Below are 17,756 nucleotides of genomic sequence, written 5' to 3'. Positions count from 1 at the left end.
GGTTATTTACTTTGTTAGAATTGTTGCGCCTTGGCCATTTGTAGTTACGGTTAGATTTGGAAAATCGACAAGCGATTTCGCGGAAATGTAAACATGGCTGCTTGAGCTGACCCAAATTGCATCCTTCGATGTAACAGCTTTTCCATCTACTTTTACCTTATTGGACTGCAATTTAAGTTCTACTGAACGTTCGTTGTATTGAAGTGTTACCGTATGTGTTTTGCTATCATAAGTTACAGCAGCATTCAGATTACGCGCAAGATCCACGATTGGAATCATTGTGTTTCCATCTTTTACAAAGGCATTTTCTCCATTTAGCCCGTGAGCAAGAAGAGCATTGTTGAATTGAACCTTAGCAGGTGTTCCCCAAGGAGATACCGACGTGCTGTTGTCATCTTGATAAACATAAGGTGTGAAGCTTGGATGGTTAAAATCAAACATGTCCGTTAAATTGTTGGCAGCAGCGTCATGGCTGTTTAGAGCTGGCAAATTATAGTTTGTTTCAATGAACTTCAAAATGGACGTAGAATCGTATTGTATATGGCTGATATAATTTTGCTTTGCATAAGGTGAAATAACAAATGCCGGTATACGCGGACCATTTCCAACCAATCCGTCCGCCGTTGTAACAGCCGCCGGTGGAGCTACATGGTCGTAAAAACCGCCACTCTCGTCATAGGTGACAATAATAGCCGTGTCTTTCCAGTAAGGGCTATTCATGATCTGGTTAATGGCTTGGACGGTAAAATCCTCTGCGGATGGTGTACTTTGATTTCCGATGCCCGGATGCTCGTCGTCGCCATACCCAGCTTTTACAAAACTTACTTGCGGCAGAGTTCCATTTGCAACATCTTCAGTAAAATTATTATAGTCTTTTAAGTTTGTGTCATATTTTCCATCCTCATAGTTTTGAAAATATTGGAATGGATTGTGGTGCGGTGAATATTTCAGTGCCTCAGGTGAAACAGTTGACAGGCTATCTTTGTCCAGAGCAGGTTTGGTTGCATTTGTTGCTGCCTTAGCCGCATCCCAGCCTCCCGAATACCACGCCCAGGATTGTTTCGAGTCAGTCAACTCATCCCCAATGTTTTTGTAAGTCAGATTATATGTCAGTCCAGCTGAGTTATCTCCACCAAATGGACCGTTCTTAGGCGTTGGGTCACCGGTGATTTGTGAATTAGGATCCTGATTGTTTGCTGCGGCAGACCCATTGCCGGATTGTGCTGCTACAAGATAAAACGCACCTGGTGTAGATGGACCCGAAACAGGCTGGAAAAAATTATCGGCTAAGGCAAAGTGCTGAGCATACTGCCAATAAGCAGGGATTTCATTGTAGTCGAAGTAGGACATGGACAATTTTCCGCGTTCGGGGTTTAAAGTTGTCCCTTTGGAATTCATTGTATAAAACTTGTCCATTTTTCCGCCGTCTATCATCGTGATCATGTCTGCATAATTATGGTTGACGTCTACTTCTTGAACATCGGCTTTTCCTGCATCGTGCCAAGGGTAAACCGGATTGCCGTTATCATCCGGATTGTAGACATTGCCGTTCGCATCTCTTAATGTATTGCCGGCTACATATTTAAAGTTTCTTACATCTTGCGGCGTGTCGCTTAGCGGGTTAAAGCCCGGTGCGTAAGGGTACGTACCAAAGTAGTTGTCAAAAGATCGGTTCTCTTGGAAGATAACAACTGTATGTTTGATTGGTGAAGAAGCGGTGGGAGACGAATCTGCGGCCGCCGATGCAGCAAATGGTGTTGCTGCTAACAATAGAGCGCCTGTTGATGTAACTATACTTCGAAAACCTTTTTTCATTTTTTGTTTCCCTCCTGAGTTTTATGTTACCTGAGCTAGTATAATCTTAAATAATTTCAGTACGTTTTAGATAATAGCACAAAATAATAGCACAAAAATGAGAGGTCTGTTAAGAAAAACGCGACATTTGAACTATTTACACGATTTAAAGTGAGATTCGCATTACTTATGTCCATTATCTATAGCACCTAAAGCAAGGGATCACAATTCATTGAGAAATCGTTAGTAAAGATTTACGAAACAGGAGCTAATCGATCGGTTGATTCAGTGTGAAGAATATGTAGCTGAAACAAAACATCTTTGGCTCGTAGACCAATTTAGTTCTGACTTTTAGATAAAACATGAAGAAGACCGCCAAGGGGTGGTCTTCTTTGCTTTTTTAGTCCTTAGGATTTTGAAGGAATAGGTTCCATTTTGTTGACATTCAATATAAAACGTCGCACCGACGCAGCTGGTTCTTGTGTCGTCGATATGAAAATTGGGTATAAAACGATCAATGCCCGCGCAGAAGGGATTGAGAAGAAACCGGCTTTTCGACATTTGTTGAATCGAAATCGCTTGCTTTTCGTGAGCGATGGCTTTTATGAATGGCGAAAGGAAGAGGGCCGAAAGCAGCCGTTTCGGTTTCAGCTGAAGTCGGGCTGGCGGGGTGCGGATAATAGGATCATCCTAACTGTATACCTGTACATATGTATGGTATACAGAAAAAAGAATCCCTAGAGAGATCAACTAAAATGGGTACTTGGTCGTAAGTCCCCCTGTTTGTATAATGGAAAGCCTCTCAATTTATTTTTCACATTAATAAACGGGCAGCGTTACCGTCACTGTGGTCCCTTCGTCTACCTTGCTGGCAACAGCAATAGCGCCCTTGTAATTCTCCGCCAGCCGTTTGGCGATGGAGAGCCCTAACCCGGTTCCGCCTCGTTCCCGGGTTCTGGCCCTGTCGACGCGGTAGAAGCGGTTAAATAAATAAGGCAGGTGAGTTTCCGAAATTCCCATGCCTCTATCCCGAATCCGAAGAATGGCTTGCCCATCGTGGTAAAAACCCTGAAGACTAATACGCTTTCGGTTCAGCGAATAGTTGACGGCATTGTCAAGAAGAATAAGTAAGATTTGTTCCAAATGCTGTCGTTCGATACGAACAAATACGCCGTTCCAACCGGTAATATCCGTCTCGAACACGAAATCAGGGTGCAGAAAGGCGAAACTGTCGACCGTTTGCCGAATCACATTTTCAATGTCTATGGCTTCAACGATCGTATGAAGGACCCCGGCTTCCGCTCGGGTCAAGTCCAACAGCTCCTTCACGATGCCGTTCAATCGTTTCACTTGTTGAAGAGCGATATGCAATGACTCATCCAATACGAGCGGGTCTTTTTTTCCCCAGCGATCGAGCAGCGACAAGTGTCCCTCCATAATTGAAATCGGCGTCTTCAGTTCATGGGAGGCATCCTCCACGAATCGCTTTTGCTGCTGAAACGAGCCTTCCACCCGGTCCATGAGTCCGTTGAAAAGTCCGGCCATCTGGGAGAGCTCATCTCCATTGTCGGCCAATGCAACGCGCTCTTGCAGTCCGTTCTCATTGACTTTTCTCATCGCGTCGGAGAGTCTTTGAACAGGCCGCAACAGCTGCTTTGCAATGAGATCCATCCGCCCAAACCGCTGATCGCCACGGAGATCACACCTCCTGCGAGCATCACGATCAGCATCATATCGCTCAATCGGCCGAATGTATCTAGACTATCCACAATCTCGATCGTCCCTTTGAACTGGTCGGTGCTTAGCGGACTTCGTAATACAAGGAGACGGTCCCCGTTATACGTCGCATGTATCCATTGGGTCCGGGTGACCGTTTCGGGGGGAACCCATGTATATGGAAGCCTTTCGTTAACGGCCAGCAATAGGTTTCCATTCCCATCCAATACTCGGATCAGCTGGTTATTTTGATTGATGCTCTCGATAAATCTTTTGTGACGGTCGAGAAGCTCCGAGTCATCCGTCAGTAGACTATTGGAAAAATGGTCTTGAAGCTCCGTCATCATCTGGTGAATGGAAGTTTCCTCGCGATTCAGCATCCATTGCCGCAGGACGAGAAACTGGACGAAATTATAGACAATGAACAGTCCGAAGATTAGGACAGCGGCCGCGAGCACGAGCTTCACCTTTAAAGGGAGCCGGGTAGAGACTATCCAGATCCGCCCCTTCATTGTAGTATGTACCCCGCACTCCGTACCGTTTGAATATAGCCCTGCTCTCCGTAAGGACTCAGCTTTTTGCGGACGTAACCTATATAAACGTCCACGGTATTATTCTCCACCTTGGCCTCGGTTCCCCAAATTTCGTCCAGCAATTGATCCCGCGTCACCACTTGGCCCGGATTCAGGAGGAAAAGCCTAAGGATGTCGAACTCCTTCTTCGTCAAGTGGATCGCTTGTTCCGCCCGGAACACGGTCATCCTTTCGACGTCCATCGTGATATCCCTATAGGAGAGATTGGCATGTCCTGGTACAACCGTTTCCAGTCTGCGGAACACTGCCCTCATACGGGCGAGCATTTCTCCTATGGCAAAAGGCTTAGGGAGGTAATCGTCTGCACCGCTTTCCAGGCCTTTAATCCGATCCGTGACGGCATCGCGCGCAGTAATCATGATGATCGGCGTCTGGCTGCGCGTCCGGATCATTCTGCACAACTCGAAACCGTCGAATCCGGGGAGCATGACATCCAATAGGATTAGATCCCACACTTTGGCCAGCGCCATACGCAGTCCGGATTTCCCGTCATAAGCACAGGAAACGACAAAACCTTCGTATTTCAGCTCCAGTTCTATAAATCGGGCGAACGGCTTCTCATCCTCTACCAACAAGATTTCCTTCATGCTTTATTAGCCCCTAGTTAAAATTGGTTAATTGGTTGTACTATCATTATTTTGAAAGTCGATGAAAACCCTGTAAATAGTTCAAATGTCACGTTTTTCTTAACAGACCTCTCATTTTTGTACTATTATTTTGTGCTAGTATCTAAATCGTACTCTAGTACAGCCAGAATAAATTTATACAAGTTAAGTCCAATTATATCCGGAAAATGGGAGGAAAAACGTTGAAGAAAGCAAGAAAAAAAATCAGCAAAAAGAAACTAACGACCATGATTGCACTGGGAACCGTTCTTTTGAGCGCAGGAAGTGTGTATGCGGCTAATGTAAACAATCCTTTCGGGACCAGCCTTGTAGGACGCCAGACGGACGGTTCGGTATTAACGGATGTCAATCAGTTCGTGACACCGGCAGGACAGCAGCTTGAATTCGGAGGAAATCCGATTTCCATTCAAGTCCGTCCAGATGGAAAGACCGCCGCGGCTTTGATTGGCCGCAATAATTATGGCGGCAACGGTGTCAATATCGTTGACCTGAAGACAGGAACGCTGATCACTTCGAATTTTTCCTTAAAGCTCAGCAGCATGTGGGGACTCACTTATTCCCCGGATGGCAATTATCTATATGCAACAGGCTCGACTGGCGGTAAAGGGACAATCGTGGTCATGTCGATCGCTGCGGACGGGATTCCTACAATAGACCATACCATTACTCTTCCTGAAGCAGGTGTGGGCGGGAACATCAATCCTCAGGATATCGTGATGGGGCCGGACGGGAAAACCCTTCTTGTCGCACTCAACCGCGATAATAGCCTTGGTGTCGTGGATTTGCAGACGAATCAGCTCACCGCCCGGATTCCAGTCGGAAATTCTCCGACGAGCGTTATCGTAAAAGGCGGCAAGGCTTATGTGTCGAATGTCGGCGGTAAGACTGCCATGCCGGGAGACTTCACCGTCGATTCCTCCGGAACGCCAATAATAGCAACGCCGCAGGGAAGTTCTGCGACTGGTACGGTATCCGTAGTTGATCTTGCTGCAAAGACAGTCTCGAAAACCATTAAAGTCGGGCTTCAACCGTCACGGATGACGGTCTCCGATAACTACCTGTTCGTGGCGAACACAAACAGTGACACCGTATCGGTCGTTGATACCCAGACCAATGATGTTGTGCAAACCATCGATATCGAACCATACCCGGAAGCTCCGCTTGGGTCCTCGCCAAATGCGGTCAGAATGATCAATGATCATCAATTGGCGGTCAGTCTTGGCCGCAACAACGCGGTTGCCGTATATGATTGGAAGAAGCCTTCGTCTAAACCGCAGCTCATGGGACTTATGCCAACCGCCTGGTTCCCGGTCGATCTTGCAGTCGATCCCATGAATAATCGTCTGCTTGTCGCCAATGCTGACGGAGTCGGATCGCTCGGTGCCGAGCGTACGTCGACCATACAAGGCATTAAGGTGACGGGGCATTCCTCCTATGCACAGCAAGGCTCGTTATCGATGATTTCCTTCCCATCGAACAAGGACCTGGTTAAGGGAACGGATGAGGTATACGCCAACAACAATTGGTTCGACATTTCGGGCCGGAATGCAAAGCCGCGCAACAACAAGAAGCCGGTTGCGATACCTGAACGGATCGGAGAGCCTTCCACGATCAAGCATATTTTCTACATTATCAAAGAAAATCGTACGTACGACCAAGTATTCGGCGACATCGGAAAAGGCAACTCGGAGCCGGCGGTAACCCAGTTTGGCGAGAATGTCACTCCGAACCTGCATGCGCTGGCCAATACCTACCAATTGTTCGATAATTTCTACACCAGCGGCATTCAGTCCGCAAGCGGACATCAATGGGTCATGCAGGGAATAAATAACGATTATGAGGATAAAGAAACGGACACGGCCAATATACGGAGCTACCCGGGCGGCGCAGGCGATTCCCTGGCGTATGCATCGACCGGCCATCTTTGGGATAATGCGCTGAAGCACAATGTATCCGTCGTCAACTTCGGGGAAGATACGAATGCGTTCACCGGTTCAAAGCCATTCGGAACTTGGACGGATTGGTACAACGATTATTTGATCCTGTCCGGTCAGAAACAGGGCGATCTTCATGTGCCGATCGGCGACTATCAAGCGACAAGCGATATTCCGTCATTGAATCCGATCACCTACAAACCGTTTCCAACGTTTGACACCAACATTCCGGATCAATACCGGTATGAAATTTTCAAGCAACAGTTCGATGAGTATGTGAAAAACGATAATTTGCCTCAGCTGATGCCGATGTGGGTGATGGCTGACCACACCTCCGGCACAGCAACCGGCGCTCCGACGCCTCAGGCGGCCGTAGCCGACAATGACCTTGCCGTCGGCAAAATCGTGGATCTCATTTCTCACAGTCCTTACTGGAAAGACTCGCTCATTCTCGTTACCGAAGATGACTCGCAGAACGGATTGGATCATGTAGACGGTCATCGAGAACCTGCTCTTGCGATCAGTCCTTGGGTAAAGAAAGGCATCGTCGACAGCCATTATTGGACCGTTATCAATATGGTCAGAACGATCGAGCAAATTCTGGGTCTGCCGGCCATGAACCAGAACGATGCGGCAGCCCTGCCGCTTAGCGAGCTATTTACGGACAAGCCGGATTTCACGCCGTATAACGCCGTGCCAAACCGCATCGCGCTTGACACCTTGAACGGTCAGCCGGGCTCCAATCAGCCTGCGCCCGTCATTGCGCCTTCCGTGACGACAAGCACAGCGGATCAACAGCCGCAAGCCACGAAAGAGATTGAAAAACAATGGACGGTATGGTCCAACGAGAATCAAGTCTACTTTACCGGAAAGCATGCCGCTCCGGACAAAGTGAACGCGAACCTGCTGAACCATGTAACCTGGTACGCTACAAAAGGCTTTGATCAGCCTTACCCGGGAGACGATAAAGTGCTTACCCCGGCCGAGGTCGCTAAGCAACCGCAAAGCAGCGCGCCATCGCCTGCCATCAACCACTAAGTTCGAAAAAAAGACAATGCTGCCGGTCCATAAGCGGACCGGCAACTGCTTGTTCTGACCCCAAATACTATCACCTGTAAGCAGATGGAGTGTGTTAAGGATATGAGTAGCTTAATCGAAGGGATTATGAAGCGGACGGTGCTGCTGATTAGTACGCTCGTAATCATTCTGGCGTGGGGCGGAATATCCGCTTATCAAATGCAGAGGGAATATTTGCCTCCAATCAATAATCCTACCCTTATGGTCACGCTTCATGCGCCAGATGTATCGGCTGATACAATCAAAACAGTCGTTGTTGACCCTATTGAGCAGTCGTTGCGTAAAGTGAGCGGTCTCCAGACCCTGGAAACGAACAGCTTCGACGGGGGACTTCTGATGAGCCTCAATTTCCCTTTGCAATACAATATGGACCGTGCGGAGAACGATGTGATCCTGGCGCTCCATGAAGTTTCTTTGCCGGCAAGCTTTGACAAACCCGCTGTTACCCGGATAAGTACAAGTTCCTTTCCGATCATGAGACTTAGCTTGACGGGAAAGCCGGGAAGCGTTGATGAAGATACCCTGCGTACGGTGACTCAGGCCCAGGTTGCAGGTGAACTGCAAAAGCTGCCCGGAGTCAGTGAGGTTCGTGTGACAGGTTCGGGAAATAATGGATATCAACTGACCATGCGTACGGCAGACTTGCAAAAGGCCGGATTGACTGTCGCCGATGTGAAGAAATCGCTTGGTGAAACCGATATGCCGGACATACAGGGAAAAATATCAAACAGTGAGGTTTCTGTTCCTCTGCATGTAAGCAGCGGAAACCGGAATGAACAGGATTTGCTGCAGCTCCCGGTTCAAGGCAGGGACGGCAAGACAGTCCCGCTCTCTGCAGTCGCGGATGTGACGAAATCCATTGTAGACGTGCAAACGATATCGAGAACAGGCGGCATGACGAGTGTCGTCATTGATATTCTGAAGTCACCCTCTGCTAATATTACGGAAGTATCGGACAAGCTGCACGAACGCATTCGGGAGATTCCCGCCCTGCAGGGTGATAAGATCAGGCTGACCGTGCTTCTTGATCAAGGCGAACAGGTCAAATCCTCACTGCAAGGATTACTGAGAGAAGGCCTCCTCGGGTGTCTGATATCGATGATTTGCGTCTTTCTTTTCTTTCGCAACATCCGATCCACAGCACTCATCGCAATGTCATTACCTATCTGCTTCCTGGTAACGACAGGTTTGCTCAAAACCATGGGGATCAGCCTTAACATTCTCACTGTTTCCGGACTAATCGTGGCAATGGGAAGGGTCATTGACGATTCGATCGTCATTCTCGACAATATGTACCGCAGAACGAATGATGGCAAGGCAAAAGGGAATGCCGTTCTATTGGCAAACGCCGTAAAAGAAATGCTGCCGGCCATTATCGCTTCCACAGCGACTACGATTGCCGTGTATATTCCGATTTCTCTGGTTGGCGGCATGATCGGCTCCGCATTTTCAGGTTTCGCCTGGTCTGTTGTCATTGCACTTCTGACATCCTTGTTGGTTGCCATGTTTGTCGTACCGGCACTCTATCATCTGTGGCAAAACGGGCAAAAGACCTCTTCGGCAATTTCAGGAGAGAAGTTCTGGCAAAACGTCCTGCACTGGTCTCTCCCTAGAAAAGGCAGAATCCTCGCTTCATTTATTCTGCTTTTTCTGCTTGCGGGTGTTGGCGCTGCTTTCCTGCCGGTCAATTTTCTGCCAGCCGTGAAGACCGGGCAAATCAACGTTCAATTGGAGTTCCCCGAAGGCACTTCCTTGACGCAAGTCGATGCTACCGTTGCGCGGATGGAGCAAACCCTGAAGTCGAGCGCAAACGTCGCAGATTTTTCTTCTGTTCTCGGCTCCACCTTCACTCCGCAGTTCGATGATGTGTTCGACGCTGGCGGCGGTTGGATTCAAAGCGACAATATCGCGAACATCGCGGTTTCCGTGAATAAGAAAGCGGATATCGATGCAGTGACCGCTGAGCTGCAGCAGCGGCTTGGAGATTTGGCCGGGAGTGCAGTTTGCACAGTGACGAATCAGAACATTTCCGGCGATGATTCGCAGCTTAAGATTGACCTGACCGGCACCGATGCGGCGACCTTAGAGAATGCCGCGAAGCTAATCAGAAGTAAACTGCTGGCGGTTCATGGGCTCAGCGTTATGGGAGCGGCGGATGAGAATGAAGCAATCCCCAAGCATCAACTGACCATAAACAGGGATGCAGTCAAACAAGCGGGAATCGATCCCCAAGAGATTTATGACCACATTCAGCAGTATTTGGCAGAAGGGACCAAAGTCGATATCAAGGATGGAGAGAAAACGGTTGCGGTTGAGATTAAAACCGATATTGGAGAGAAAGCCGGACAATCGTCCTATATGACGGACCCTGCAACGGACCTGCTCACGCTGCTCGGCCAAGAGACATTCAAGGGAGCAAACAATCAAACTGTCCGCTTGGATCAGCTGGCTTCCCTTGCTCCAGTTAATGGACTAACCGTCATTCGGGAACGTGACGGGCGTCCTTTCTCTGTTGTAACTGCTAACATTACCTCCAGAGATGTAGGAGGGGTATCGGGTGAAGTGCGCAGGATTATCGATAATCTCACTTTACCTGCCGGTGTCCATTACACGTTGAACGGGATTTCAGCACAAGTCACTCAGATGATTGTTGAAATGGGAATTGCAATGTCCGTATCCTTGCTGCTTATTCTATTGATCCTGAGTGCTGCATTCCAAAGCTGGAGAGCGCCCTTTACTGTAATTATTTGTATCCCTTTGGCGTTTATCGGTTCCATCATCGGAATGCTGATATCCGGAGGAGAGTGGAACCTCGCCTCGCTCGTCGGATTATTGATGCTGTCGGGAATTGTCGTCACGAATGGGATTGTCCTTGTGGATAAAATTGAACGCAATCTGGCAGCCGGGATGAATCCGAAAGAAGCGGTCATAGAAGGTACGGTCACCAGGGTGCGGCCGGTATTGATGACAGCGATGACGACTGTACTCACGCTTTTGCCTTTATGCGTCTTCGGCAACGGAGATACAATCGTTTCGCAGTCGCTTGGCATTGTCGTCGTCTGCGGCATGATCAGTTCAACTCTGATTAGTTTGCTGATCATCCCCATTCTATATGACAGGATGCTTGTACGGCGAACAGTGAGGGAAGTCAAAACAAGGGAACATTTAGCTGCAAATAAGCGCGGTCTAAAAGACATACCATCATCATGACGATTTAAGAACGCAGGTATAGCCCTGGCCGGCTTTAGTTTAGAGCTGACCGGGGTTTTGCCGCGATACCCGCGGTATTGGAACATCCCAAACAGAAATTTTCTACTTATAAACTTAAATCTCAAGCTATACGTGCATTGGAGAGAGCATAACGGAATTTCCGCTCAAGTGGAGCAAATGATCTTTGGAATGGGCATTGCTAAAATCAGCAAGTACTGATGAAGTGTCTATGAGGTGGATTACGGAGAAGGGTTAGAAATTGCCGTTCACGAGTCGGGCTACATCTTAAAATGCTAAATTACACGAGAAGGAGGACATAACTTATCCCTCAGCCCGAGCGGATGCATCCTTACAATTGACCAGCGATGTAATCTGCTGTTCGTATTGATAGGGCTACTGTCGTTAAAGTCGGATTGGCTGCACCGAGAACTGGAATTACACTGTTATCGGCCACATATAGTCCGGATATCCCGTGAATTTGTCCGAATCGGTTCACAGCCGAAGTGGAAGGATCGTCACCCATGCGGCAGGTGCTTGAAGCGTGGTGACCTATATACGGAGCCTCATTACGATTGGTAGTGATCACTGGTAAATTGAACAAGGTCGTCAGTTCCTTTACTGTTTTTTCGGTTTCATCGAGATTGGCCCAGTCCCTTTCAGTGATACTATAATGAACCTTTACTTCAGGCAAGCCGAATGCGTCTATTTTCTGCGGGTCCAGTGTGATTCTGTTTTCAAACCGTGGCTGAACCATACTTACCCCGATAATCGTCAATTCAAACGGTGCTTTGATAAGGTTTTGGAGACTATGGAACGTTTCCATGAATGGATATTCAATCTGTACTTGATACGGCTTTCCGCTTACTTGAGGTATCAAAATACCTACGGCTCCCGAAATACCACGCTTGTATTGAGGCTCAAGCCTGGTACTGGCAAGAGCGGCTGTATGATCCGTCAAATAGTGACCAATCGCTCTTCCCGGAATCCCTGAATACAGTAATAGGCGCGGCGTTTCGAACGTGTTTGCCGAAAGGACGAGACATTTCGTTTTCAGATCGAAGGTTTGTTTATTTAAGGACATTACACGTACGCCGGTGACGCGAGTGTTATCGGTCAATACTTTTACGGCGCGTGTCTTGACACATAAATCGAAAGGCCTGTAATTCATCGCTTCTGCTAAAAATTCAATTGAACTGAAATACACATTGGAATGAATGATGGCGTCATGGCTCTTCCTAAGATCTACAGCCATTGGTGAGTTCATGGCATGGGGATAATGATTTCCCCACATCTGGTCCAGAAGCAGCTTGTTTAATGGAGAATCGTTGTAAAATTCAGAAGTCACGCGCATAGTCTGCTCCGCAATGTTGTAGTAACGCTCCATCTCCTGTTCCGGAATCGGCCAGCCATAGTCCGTATTCGTGTACATACGCGGCGCAAGTGCATTCCAGGTCAGCGTTCTCCCTCCAAGCGCGATAACTTCTCGAAAATCAGTGTCGGCAACGGGGAAAGAGTTGTCAATGTAATATTGCTGTAAACGTTTACCATCCAACGTAGCGATATTGTGCGTGTTTGTAGGAATAAGCAAATCACCGGCTTCAACGACACCAATCTTTTTTCCGTTGTTTGCCCATTGTTGGCATAACCTCCAAAGTGCTGCTCCTCCGCCTGCGCCAGTGCCTTAACGTCATACTCGAATTCGGACATGGCCTCAGGGGAAATGGTGGGAATCCAAGGAGCATTGGGGATCGGACTACGCCGATTGTGATTTTGGACAGTCAATGGGAGGTATATGGGAATGCCGGCTGCTTCCTGACTGGGATTAGGGACATGGGGATTTAATGACGTCAGTTCGAGCAAATCGATGCACATTTTCTCAGCAATTCGAATTAAGGTTTCCCCGCGATCTGCCACATAAATACGAATAGTTCTCACATCCTTAATTGTGCCATTTATCTTCAGCTTAGCTGAATCGATTGTTTTGAATATCATGGAATAAGCTTATTTTCAAGTCAGAACAATTATGTTAGGAAAGTTCTTTATGACTGGTTGACTTCTCCGAGGCAATTGCGGTTTTACAATTACGACAGGTTCCAGGCGAAACTAAATAACCTTATTCCGGTTACCGAACTAAGGTTGCTTAGCACCTTCAATTTTTATATTGTCTACTTGACGGGGGTAAGATCACAGTACCGGTGCCAGCTTGCAAGGTAGGGTTTTTCTTAATTGTCCGCTATTTGAGGTCTTGACCATCCGTTGGCGGGGATTTTTATTTATCAAAATGTGACGGAAATACCTTTGTCCATCATAAAATTTATATCTTCTTCTGGCGCTAATTTATCGGTAACGATATGATCAATTTCATCGATGCTGCAAACAAAATGAGTATTAATAACCCCAAACTTGCTGTGGTCCGTTACGAGAACCACTTTGTTTGAGTTTTCAATCATTTTCTCTTTAATTCTGGCTGAAGACAAATAGGGATCGGTTATTCCTTGGTTAATATTAATTCCTGATGTTCCAATAAAACATATATTTGCTCGAAAAGACGAAATCATATTTTCCGCCACTGGTCCGACGATACTCTCTGGATTCACCTCACCCAAGGTTCCACCGCATATGATAACCGATAAATCTTTACGGTTAATGAATTTGTTTGCGATCCGGATATTATTTGTAACAAGCGTAATGTTGGAAAAAGCAAATAGTTGATCTGCAAGATGAAGGTTCGTTGACCCCGAATCCAAAAAAATCGTATCCCCTTCCTTCACTAAAGAAACTGCGCTTGCCGCAATCCGCTTTTTTTCTTCGAAAAACCGATCCTCTGCCTCTTTTCGATCTCTGCGAAGAATGGCTCCCCCTCCATTGACACGCAATATTGAATCTGAATTTTCAAGTTCCGTCAAATCACGTCGAATGGTAGCTGGAGAAACATCCAACTCAGCGCTAAGTTCTTCAATCGTCATAAAAGGTTTAATTGTTAAAAGCCGAATAATCTCTGAAGGTCTGTTTCTCACCGTGAATTCTATGCCTCCATCATTTATTGTCAATTTTGATTTCTGTTCATAGTATAAAGAAATTTGCAACAAACAGTCAACCAATGAAACAAAATGATCAAAATTAATCGAAATTAGAAAAAATACATCCAAAATTAACCTCTTTTTGACGTGGTGATAACAATTGACAACTAGTATAAGTTTAGCAAAGAGCCCAGATTTCCGCAGGCAGCGTTGAGGTATTACTTGTGAATTAACTACTTACATAAGAGGTGGAAAAAGTGGTTGAGTTATTGTTTTTGGGAACTAGCGCCGGCATACCTACAGCAAAACGTCATTCCAGCGGAACGGCAATCAAGAAAGACGACAAGCTTTATTTAATCGATTGCGGTGGCCCGGTTTGCTCGCAGTTAAAGAAAATGAATGAAGATCCTAAAAATATTGAAGCCGTATTTATAACGCATTGGCATCCTGATCATGCCGGCGGCTTGCCGATATTGATACAGGACCTGCAACTGTCGGGCAGAACGAAGAGCCTCACAATCTATGGACCGAAGGGAACTGACCGGAAGGTCAAATTGTTGCAAAATATCTTCATCATTCCTCAAGAAATCTATAACTTCGAGTTGAAGACAAAAGAATACGATGAGAAAACCGTTTATAGCGACGAATCTATCGATTTCCGGTTTTTCAAAACGAGACATCTATCCGACGATTACTGGAAGCAGCTCGACGCAAAACATAACTTTGAAATCGATCCTGTCGCTTATGGATTTATGGTTCAGTTTGATGGTAAAAAAATCGTTTTTAGCGGCGACTTATTGAATTCCGATGATTTGATTCCGGTATTGCCGGGTGCGGAGCTGGTTATTCATGAATTTGGACATATAAATCCGAATCTGCTGAGAACTTTTACCAGAAAGCATGACATACCCAAGCTTATTATTAACCATATTCATCATGACTGGGATAGTCGCGATCAGGAGTTGAAAGAGGTGATATCGGCCGAATTCCAAGGGGAAGTTCACATCGCGCATGATTTGTGGAGAACGACGATTTAAAAAAGGAGGCGGTAAGATGAATCCAACAAAGATAATGTTCTTGGGAACATCGTCGGCTCTTCCGGATGCAGGGGGTGACACGGTCAGTTTTTTGATTAATGATCGCTACCTTGTGGACACGGGGTGGGCCGCTGTCGGCAACATGAGGAAGCTGGAGGTGGATCCTGCACAAATCGAGTATCTTCTGTTTACGCATTTGCATCATGATCATTATCTTTCCTTGCCGTCATTATTATTTTATTTCCTATCTGTTAGAAAACCGCTCAAGGATCTGAAAATTATCGGGCCGGCAGACGATGTGGAACGAGTCGTGAAATTGGCTATGAATTTCCTTCAAACAGACAATTTTTATCCTGATTGTTCTTTTCCAACAGTGATTCCCTTAACGCCGGGGGACTCCTATGAGGATGAAAATTTCAACGTGGCGACAAGCTCCACCAAGCATCCTGTTCAGGGTTTATGCTATCGATTTAAAGATAAACAAACTGGTAAATTTTTCTCATTTACCGGTGATACGGCGTACCATCCACCAATTATTGATCTGATTAAAGGCAGCCCGCTGCTGATCCATGAAGCCTCAATGGGACCTATTGCCGCAAACCCCTCGGATAACGCTTATTTGCATTCCGGAGCGATAGATGCGGCGGAAATCGCCAAGGCGGCCGATGTCGGCAAATTATTGCTCGTACATGGATCGAAGAGCATATCGGAAGCGTCTGTTGAAGCGGCGCGTAAGATCTTTTTAAAGCCAGTGGAGTGGCCAAAGGATGGACAAGCCTACATTCTTTAAGCCAGGCTTGCCATAGTCATTTTACTTCAGGAAGGGGCGAACCGGATCAGCTTTGGGTGCCTGATGAACGTCTCGTCAAGTGGTATTTAACGCATAAAACCATATAAAACTGAGAGGTGTATTGAATTGACTCGTAACAGGAAATTATCTGGCTTGATTGTCAGTATGGCTGTCTTCTTGCTATCCGCTTGTTCCAACCCGGCTTCTCCGTCCACTTCCGGAACGAATGATGGATCGGCGTCAACCCAAAATACACAACAGTCATCCGATTCCGCTGCCCAAGACACGAAACAGACGACGGATCCGGTGGCAGAGCAGGTTAAAGCGGGTAAATTCAGTCCCAGCATCGAATTGACGATCGGACGTTCGACACATACGGGGCTTACGTTCGATCAAGGCGAAAGCTATGACAAAAATTCCGTATATGACGCCTATGAGCAAAATCTTGGGATCACGCTCAAAAATATGTGGGTGGTCGATCCGGCGCAGTACGACCAAAAGGTTCAAACCAGTATCGCTTCGAACACACTACCAGATCTTATGGAAGTCAATGCGGTGCAGCTGCAGCAGATGGTCAATGCCGGAGAAGTCATGGATATGACCGATTTGATCAATAAGTACGGATCGCAAGAAACAAAAGACTTCTTCAACGGGAACATTTCGAAGAAACAAATGGGTACTGCCACCTTCGACGGAAAGATCATGGCGATCCCCTTCACGGACAGTCCCTACAACTTTTCCTGGTACTTTTATATTCGCAAAGATTGGCTGGACAAGCTGAATCTGCCAGAGCCGAAAACGATGCAAGACGTCGAGAATATCGCCAAAGCATTCGTGGAAAAGCAGCCCGGGGGTGCAGGTAAAACCTACGGAATTGCGTTGACCAAAGATTTGTACAGCGATGCCTACGGACTGATCCCCTTCTTCAACGGCTATCACGCTTATCCGGGGCAATGGATCAAGGACGCATCGGGCAAAATGGTTTACGGCAGTATTCAGCCCGAGATGAAAACAGCTCTTCAGCACCTTCAGGATATGTATAATTCCGGCTTGATCGATCCTGAATTCTCCATCAAAGATCCAGACAAAGAGAACGAATTGGTGGCTAACAATCAACTTGGCATCGCTTTCGGAAAGTTTTGGCTCACTTCTTGGCCACTAAAACAAGCAGTCATCAAGAACGGCAAGGCCGATCAAGTTTGGGGTACCTATCCTTTACTGTCAGCTGATGACAAGCCGGCTTTGGTGCAGATTCCACTCGGAATCAACGGATATTATGCCGTTTCCAAAAATGCTAAACATCCCGAGGCCGTCATTGCGCTTGTCAATAAGCGGGTAAACGATATGATTCAGCAAAGCAAAGGTGATGTTCCGGACTCTGAGAAGGCCTTTACGGAATCCGCCTCCGGCAATGGCATGTATTCCTTCTTGCAGCCTATCGTGTTCTACAATCCGGAAGATCGTCTTAATGACGGGAAGTTGATCCCGCAAGCGATCCTTCGATTCTTCCCAAGAATCAAGTGGCCGGTTACAACGATGTGCAGTCTTATCTGAAAGACGGCAAAACCGATTACTGGAACTCTTGGATGCAGGCTCAACCTGGCGGATCCCTTTCCATCATGTACCAATACAGTGTGGACAACCGTTACTTGTTTGACGAATTCAACGGTGCGCCAACTCCGACGATGGCACAGAAGCAAACCACTTTAGACGCCATGGAGCAGGAAACATTTACAAAAATCATTATGAATCAAGCTTCGATCGACGAGTTCGACAAATTCGTAACGAGCTGGAAAGCGCTCGGCGGCGATGCTATCACAAGCGAAGTGAACGGCGGCTAATAGTAAAAGCCATTTCCTTAAACAGAAATGGATGAAGCAGATGGGGGAAGACTTGGTTAACAGGTTTCCCCCTTTCTTATCCGTTTGAACAGCAGGGAGGTACAGATAAATGTTAGGA

13 protein-coding genes are annotated in these 17,756 nt (G+C 46.9%); 7 read left to right on the top strand and 6 right to left on the bottom strand.

Annotation, left to right across the window (positions count from 1 at the left end; genetic code table 11):
* Positions 1-6: 6 nt before the first annotated feature.
* Complete coding sequence (locus ACFPYJ_RS11340; protein WP_379188237.1) at positions 7-1,815, bottom strand: alkaline phosphatase family protein; 1,809 nt, start codon at positions 1,813-1,815, stop codon at positions 7-9.
* 471 nt (positions 1,816-2,286) lie between these two features.
* Here ACFPYJ_RS11340 and ACFPYJ_RS11335 point away from each other — a divergent pair, with 471 nt between their 5' ends.
* Positions 2,287-2,535: an SOS response-associated peptidase family protein gene (locus ACFPYJ_RS11335; protein ID WP_379188284.1), complete on the top strand. Its 249-nt coding sequence runs from the start codon at positions 2,287-2,289 to the stop codon at positions 2,533-2,535.
* A 78-nt stretch (positions 2,536-2,613) separates the two neighbouring features.
* On the opposite strand, the gene ACFPYJ_RS11330 is transcribed toward ACFPYJ_RS11335, so the two are convergent.
* From ACFPYJ_RS11330 to ACFPYJ_RS11320, 3 genes are read right to left on the bottom strand one after another with little or no spacing between them, the layout of a single operon-like run.
* Positions 2,614-3,411: a sensor histidine kinase gene (locus tag ACFPYJ_RS11330; RefSeq protein ID WP_379188236.1), complete on the bottom strand. Its 798-nt coding sequence runs from the start codon at positions 3,409-3,411 to the stop codon at positions 2,614-2,616.
* Entirely contained in the window at positions 3,408-4,022 is a 615-nt protein-coding gene (locus ACFPYJ_RS11325; RefSeq protein WP_379188234.1) for a hypothetical protein, read from the bottom strand. The genes ACFPYJ_RS11330 and ACFPYJ_RS11325 overlap by 4 nt, the downstream gene beginning before the upstream one ends.
* The gene (locus tag ACFPYJ_RS11320; RefSeq protein ID WP_379188233.1) at positions 4,019-4,690 is read right to left on the bottom strand and encodes a response regulator transcription factor; all 672 of its coding nucleotides are present in this window, start codon (positions 4,688-4,690) and stop codon (positions 4,019-4,021) included. The genes ACFPYJ_RS11325 and ACFPYJ_RS11320 overlap by 4 nt, the downstream gene beginning before the upstream one ends.
* 221 nt (positions 4,691-4,911) lie before the next feature.
* On the opposite strand from ACFPYJ_RS11320, the gene ACFPYJ_RS11315 reads away from it, so the two are divergent.
* Positions 4,912-7,701 (top strand): alkaline phosphatase family protein, encoded by a 2,790-nt coding sequence (locus ACFPYJ_RS11315; protein WP_379188232.1) that lies wholly within the window; start codon positions 4,912-4,914, stop codon positions 7,699-7,701.
* 102 nt (positions 7,702-7,803) lie between these two features.
* Entirely contained in the window at positions 7,804-10,950 is a 3,147-nt protein-coding gene (locus ACFPYJ_RS11310) for an efflux RND transporter permease subunit (RefSeq protein WP_379188231.1), read from the top strand.
* Between the two features lie 349 nt (positions 10,951-11,299).
* On the opposite strand, the gene ACFPYJ_RS11305 is transcribed toward ACFPYJ_RS11310, so the two are convergent.
* Together ACFPYJ_RS11305 and ACFPYJ_RS11300 are read right to left on the bottom strand one after the other, a co-directional pair.
* Positions 11,300-12,538, bottom strand: coding sequence for a GMC oxidoreductase (locus ACFPYJ_RS11305; protein WP_379188230.1), 1,239 nt, complete (start codon positions 12,536-12,538; stop codon positions 11,300-11,302).
* A 688-nt stretch (positions 12,539-13,226) separates the two neighbouring features.
* The gene (locus tag ACFPYJ_RS11300; protein ID WP_379188229.1) at positions 13,227-14,099 is read right to left on the bottom strand and encodes a DeoR/GlpR family DNA-binding transcription regulator; all 873 of its coding nucleotides are present in this window, start codon (positions 14,097-14,099) and stop codon (positions 13,227-13,229) included.
* A gap of 128 nt (positions 14,100-14,227) precedes the next feature.
* On the opposite strand from ACFPYJ_RS11300, the gene ACFPYJ_RS11295 reads away from it, so the two are divergent.
* From ACFPYJ_RS11295 to ACFPYJ_RS11280, 4 genes are all read left to right on the top strand, one after another.
* Positions 14,228-15,007 carry an MBL fold metallo-hydrolase gene (locus ACFPYJ_RS11295; protein WP_379188228.1) on the top strand — a complete coding sequence of 260 codons (780 nt, stop codon included), beginning with the start codon at positions 14,228-14,230 and terminating at the stop codon, positions 15,005-15,007.
* A 16-nt stretch (positions 15,008-15,023) separates the two neighbouring features.
* Positions 15,024-15,797, top strand: coding sequence for an MBL fold metallo-hydrolase (locus ACFPYJ_RS11290; RefSeq protein ID WP_379188227.1), 774 nt, complete (start codon positions 15,024-15,026; stop codon positions 15,795-15,797).
* A 126-nt stretch (positions 15,798-15,923) separates the two neighbouring features.
* Entirely contained in the window at positions 15,924-17,351 is a 1,428-nt protein-coding gene (locus ACFPYJ_RS11285; RefSeq protein WP_379188226.1) for an extracellular solute-binding protein, read from the top strand.
* Complete coding sequence (locus ACFPYJ_RS11280) at positions 17,336-17,638, top strand: hypothetical protein (protein ID WP_379188225.1); 303 nt, start codon at positions 17,336-17,338, stop codon at positions 17,636-17,638. The genes ACFPYJ_RS11285 and ACFPYJ_RS11280 overlap by 16 nt, the downstream gene beginning before the upstream one ends.
* Positions 17,639-17,756: the final 118 nt, after the last annotated feature.

Source organism: Paenibacillus solisilvae, assembly GCF_042656405.1.
GTDB lineage: Bacteria > Bacillota > Bacilli > Paenibacillales > Paenibacillaceae > Paenibacillus_Z > Paenibacillus_Z solisilvae.
Note: the sequence above shows the minus strand (reverse complement) of the source record. Positions and strands in the feature narration are given on the sequence as shown.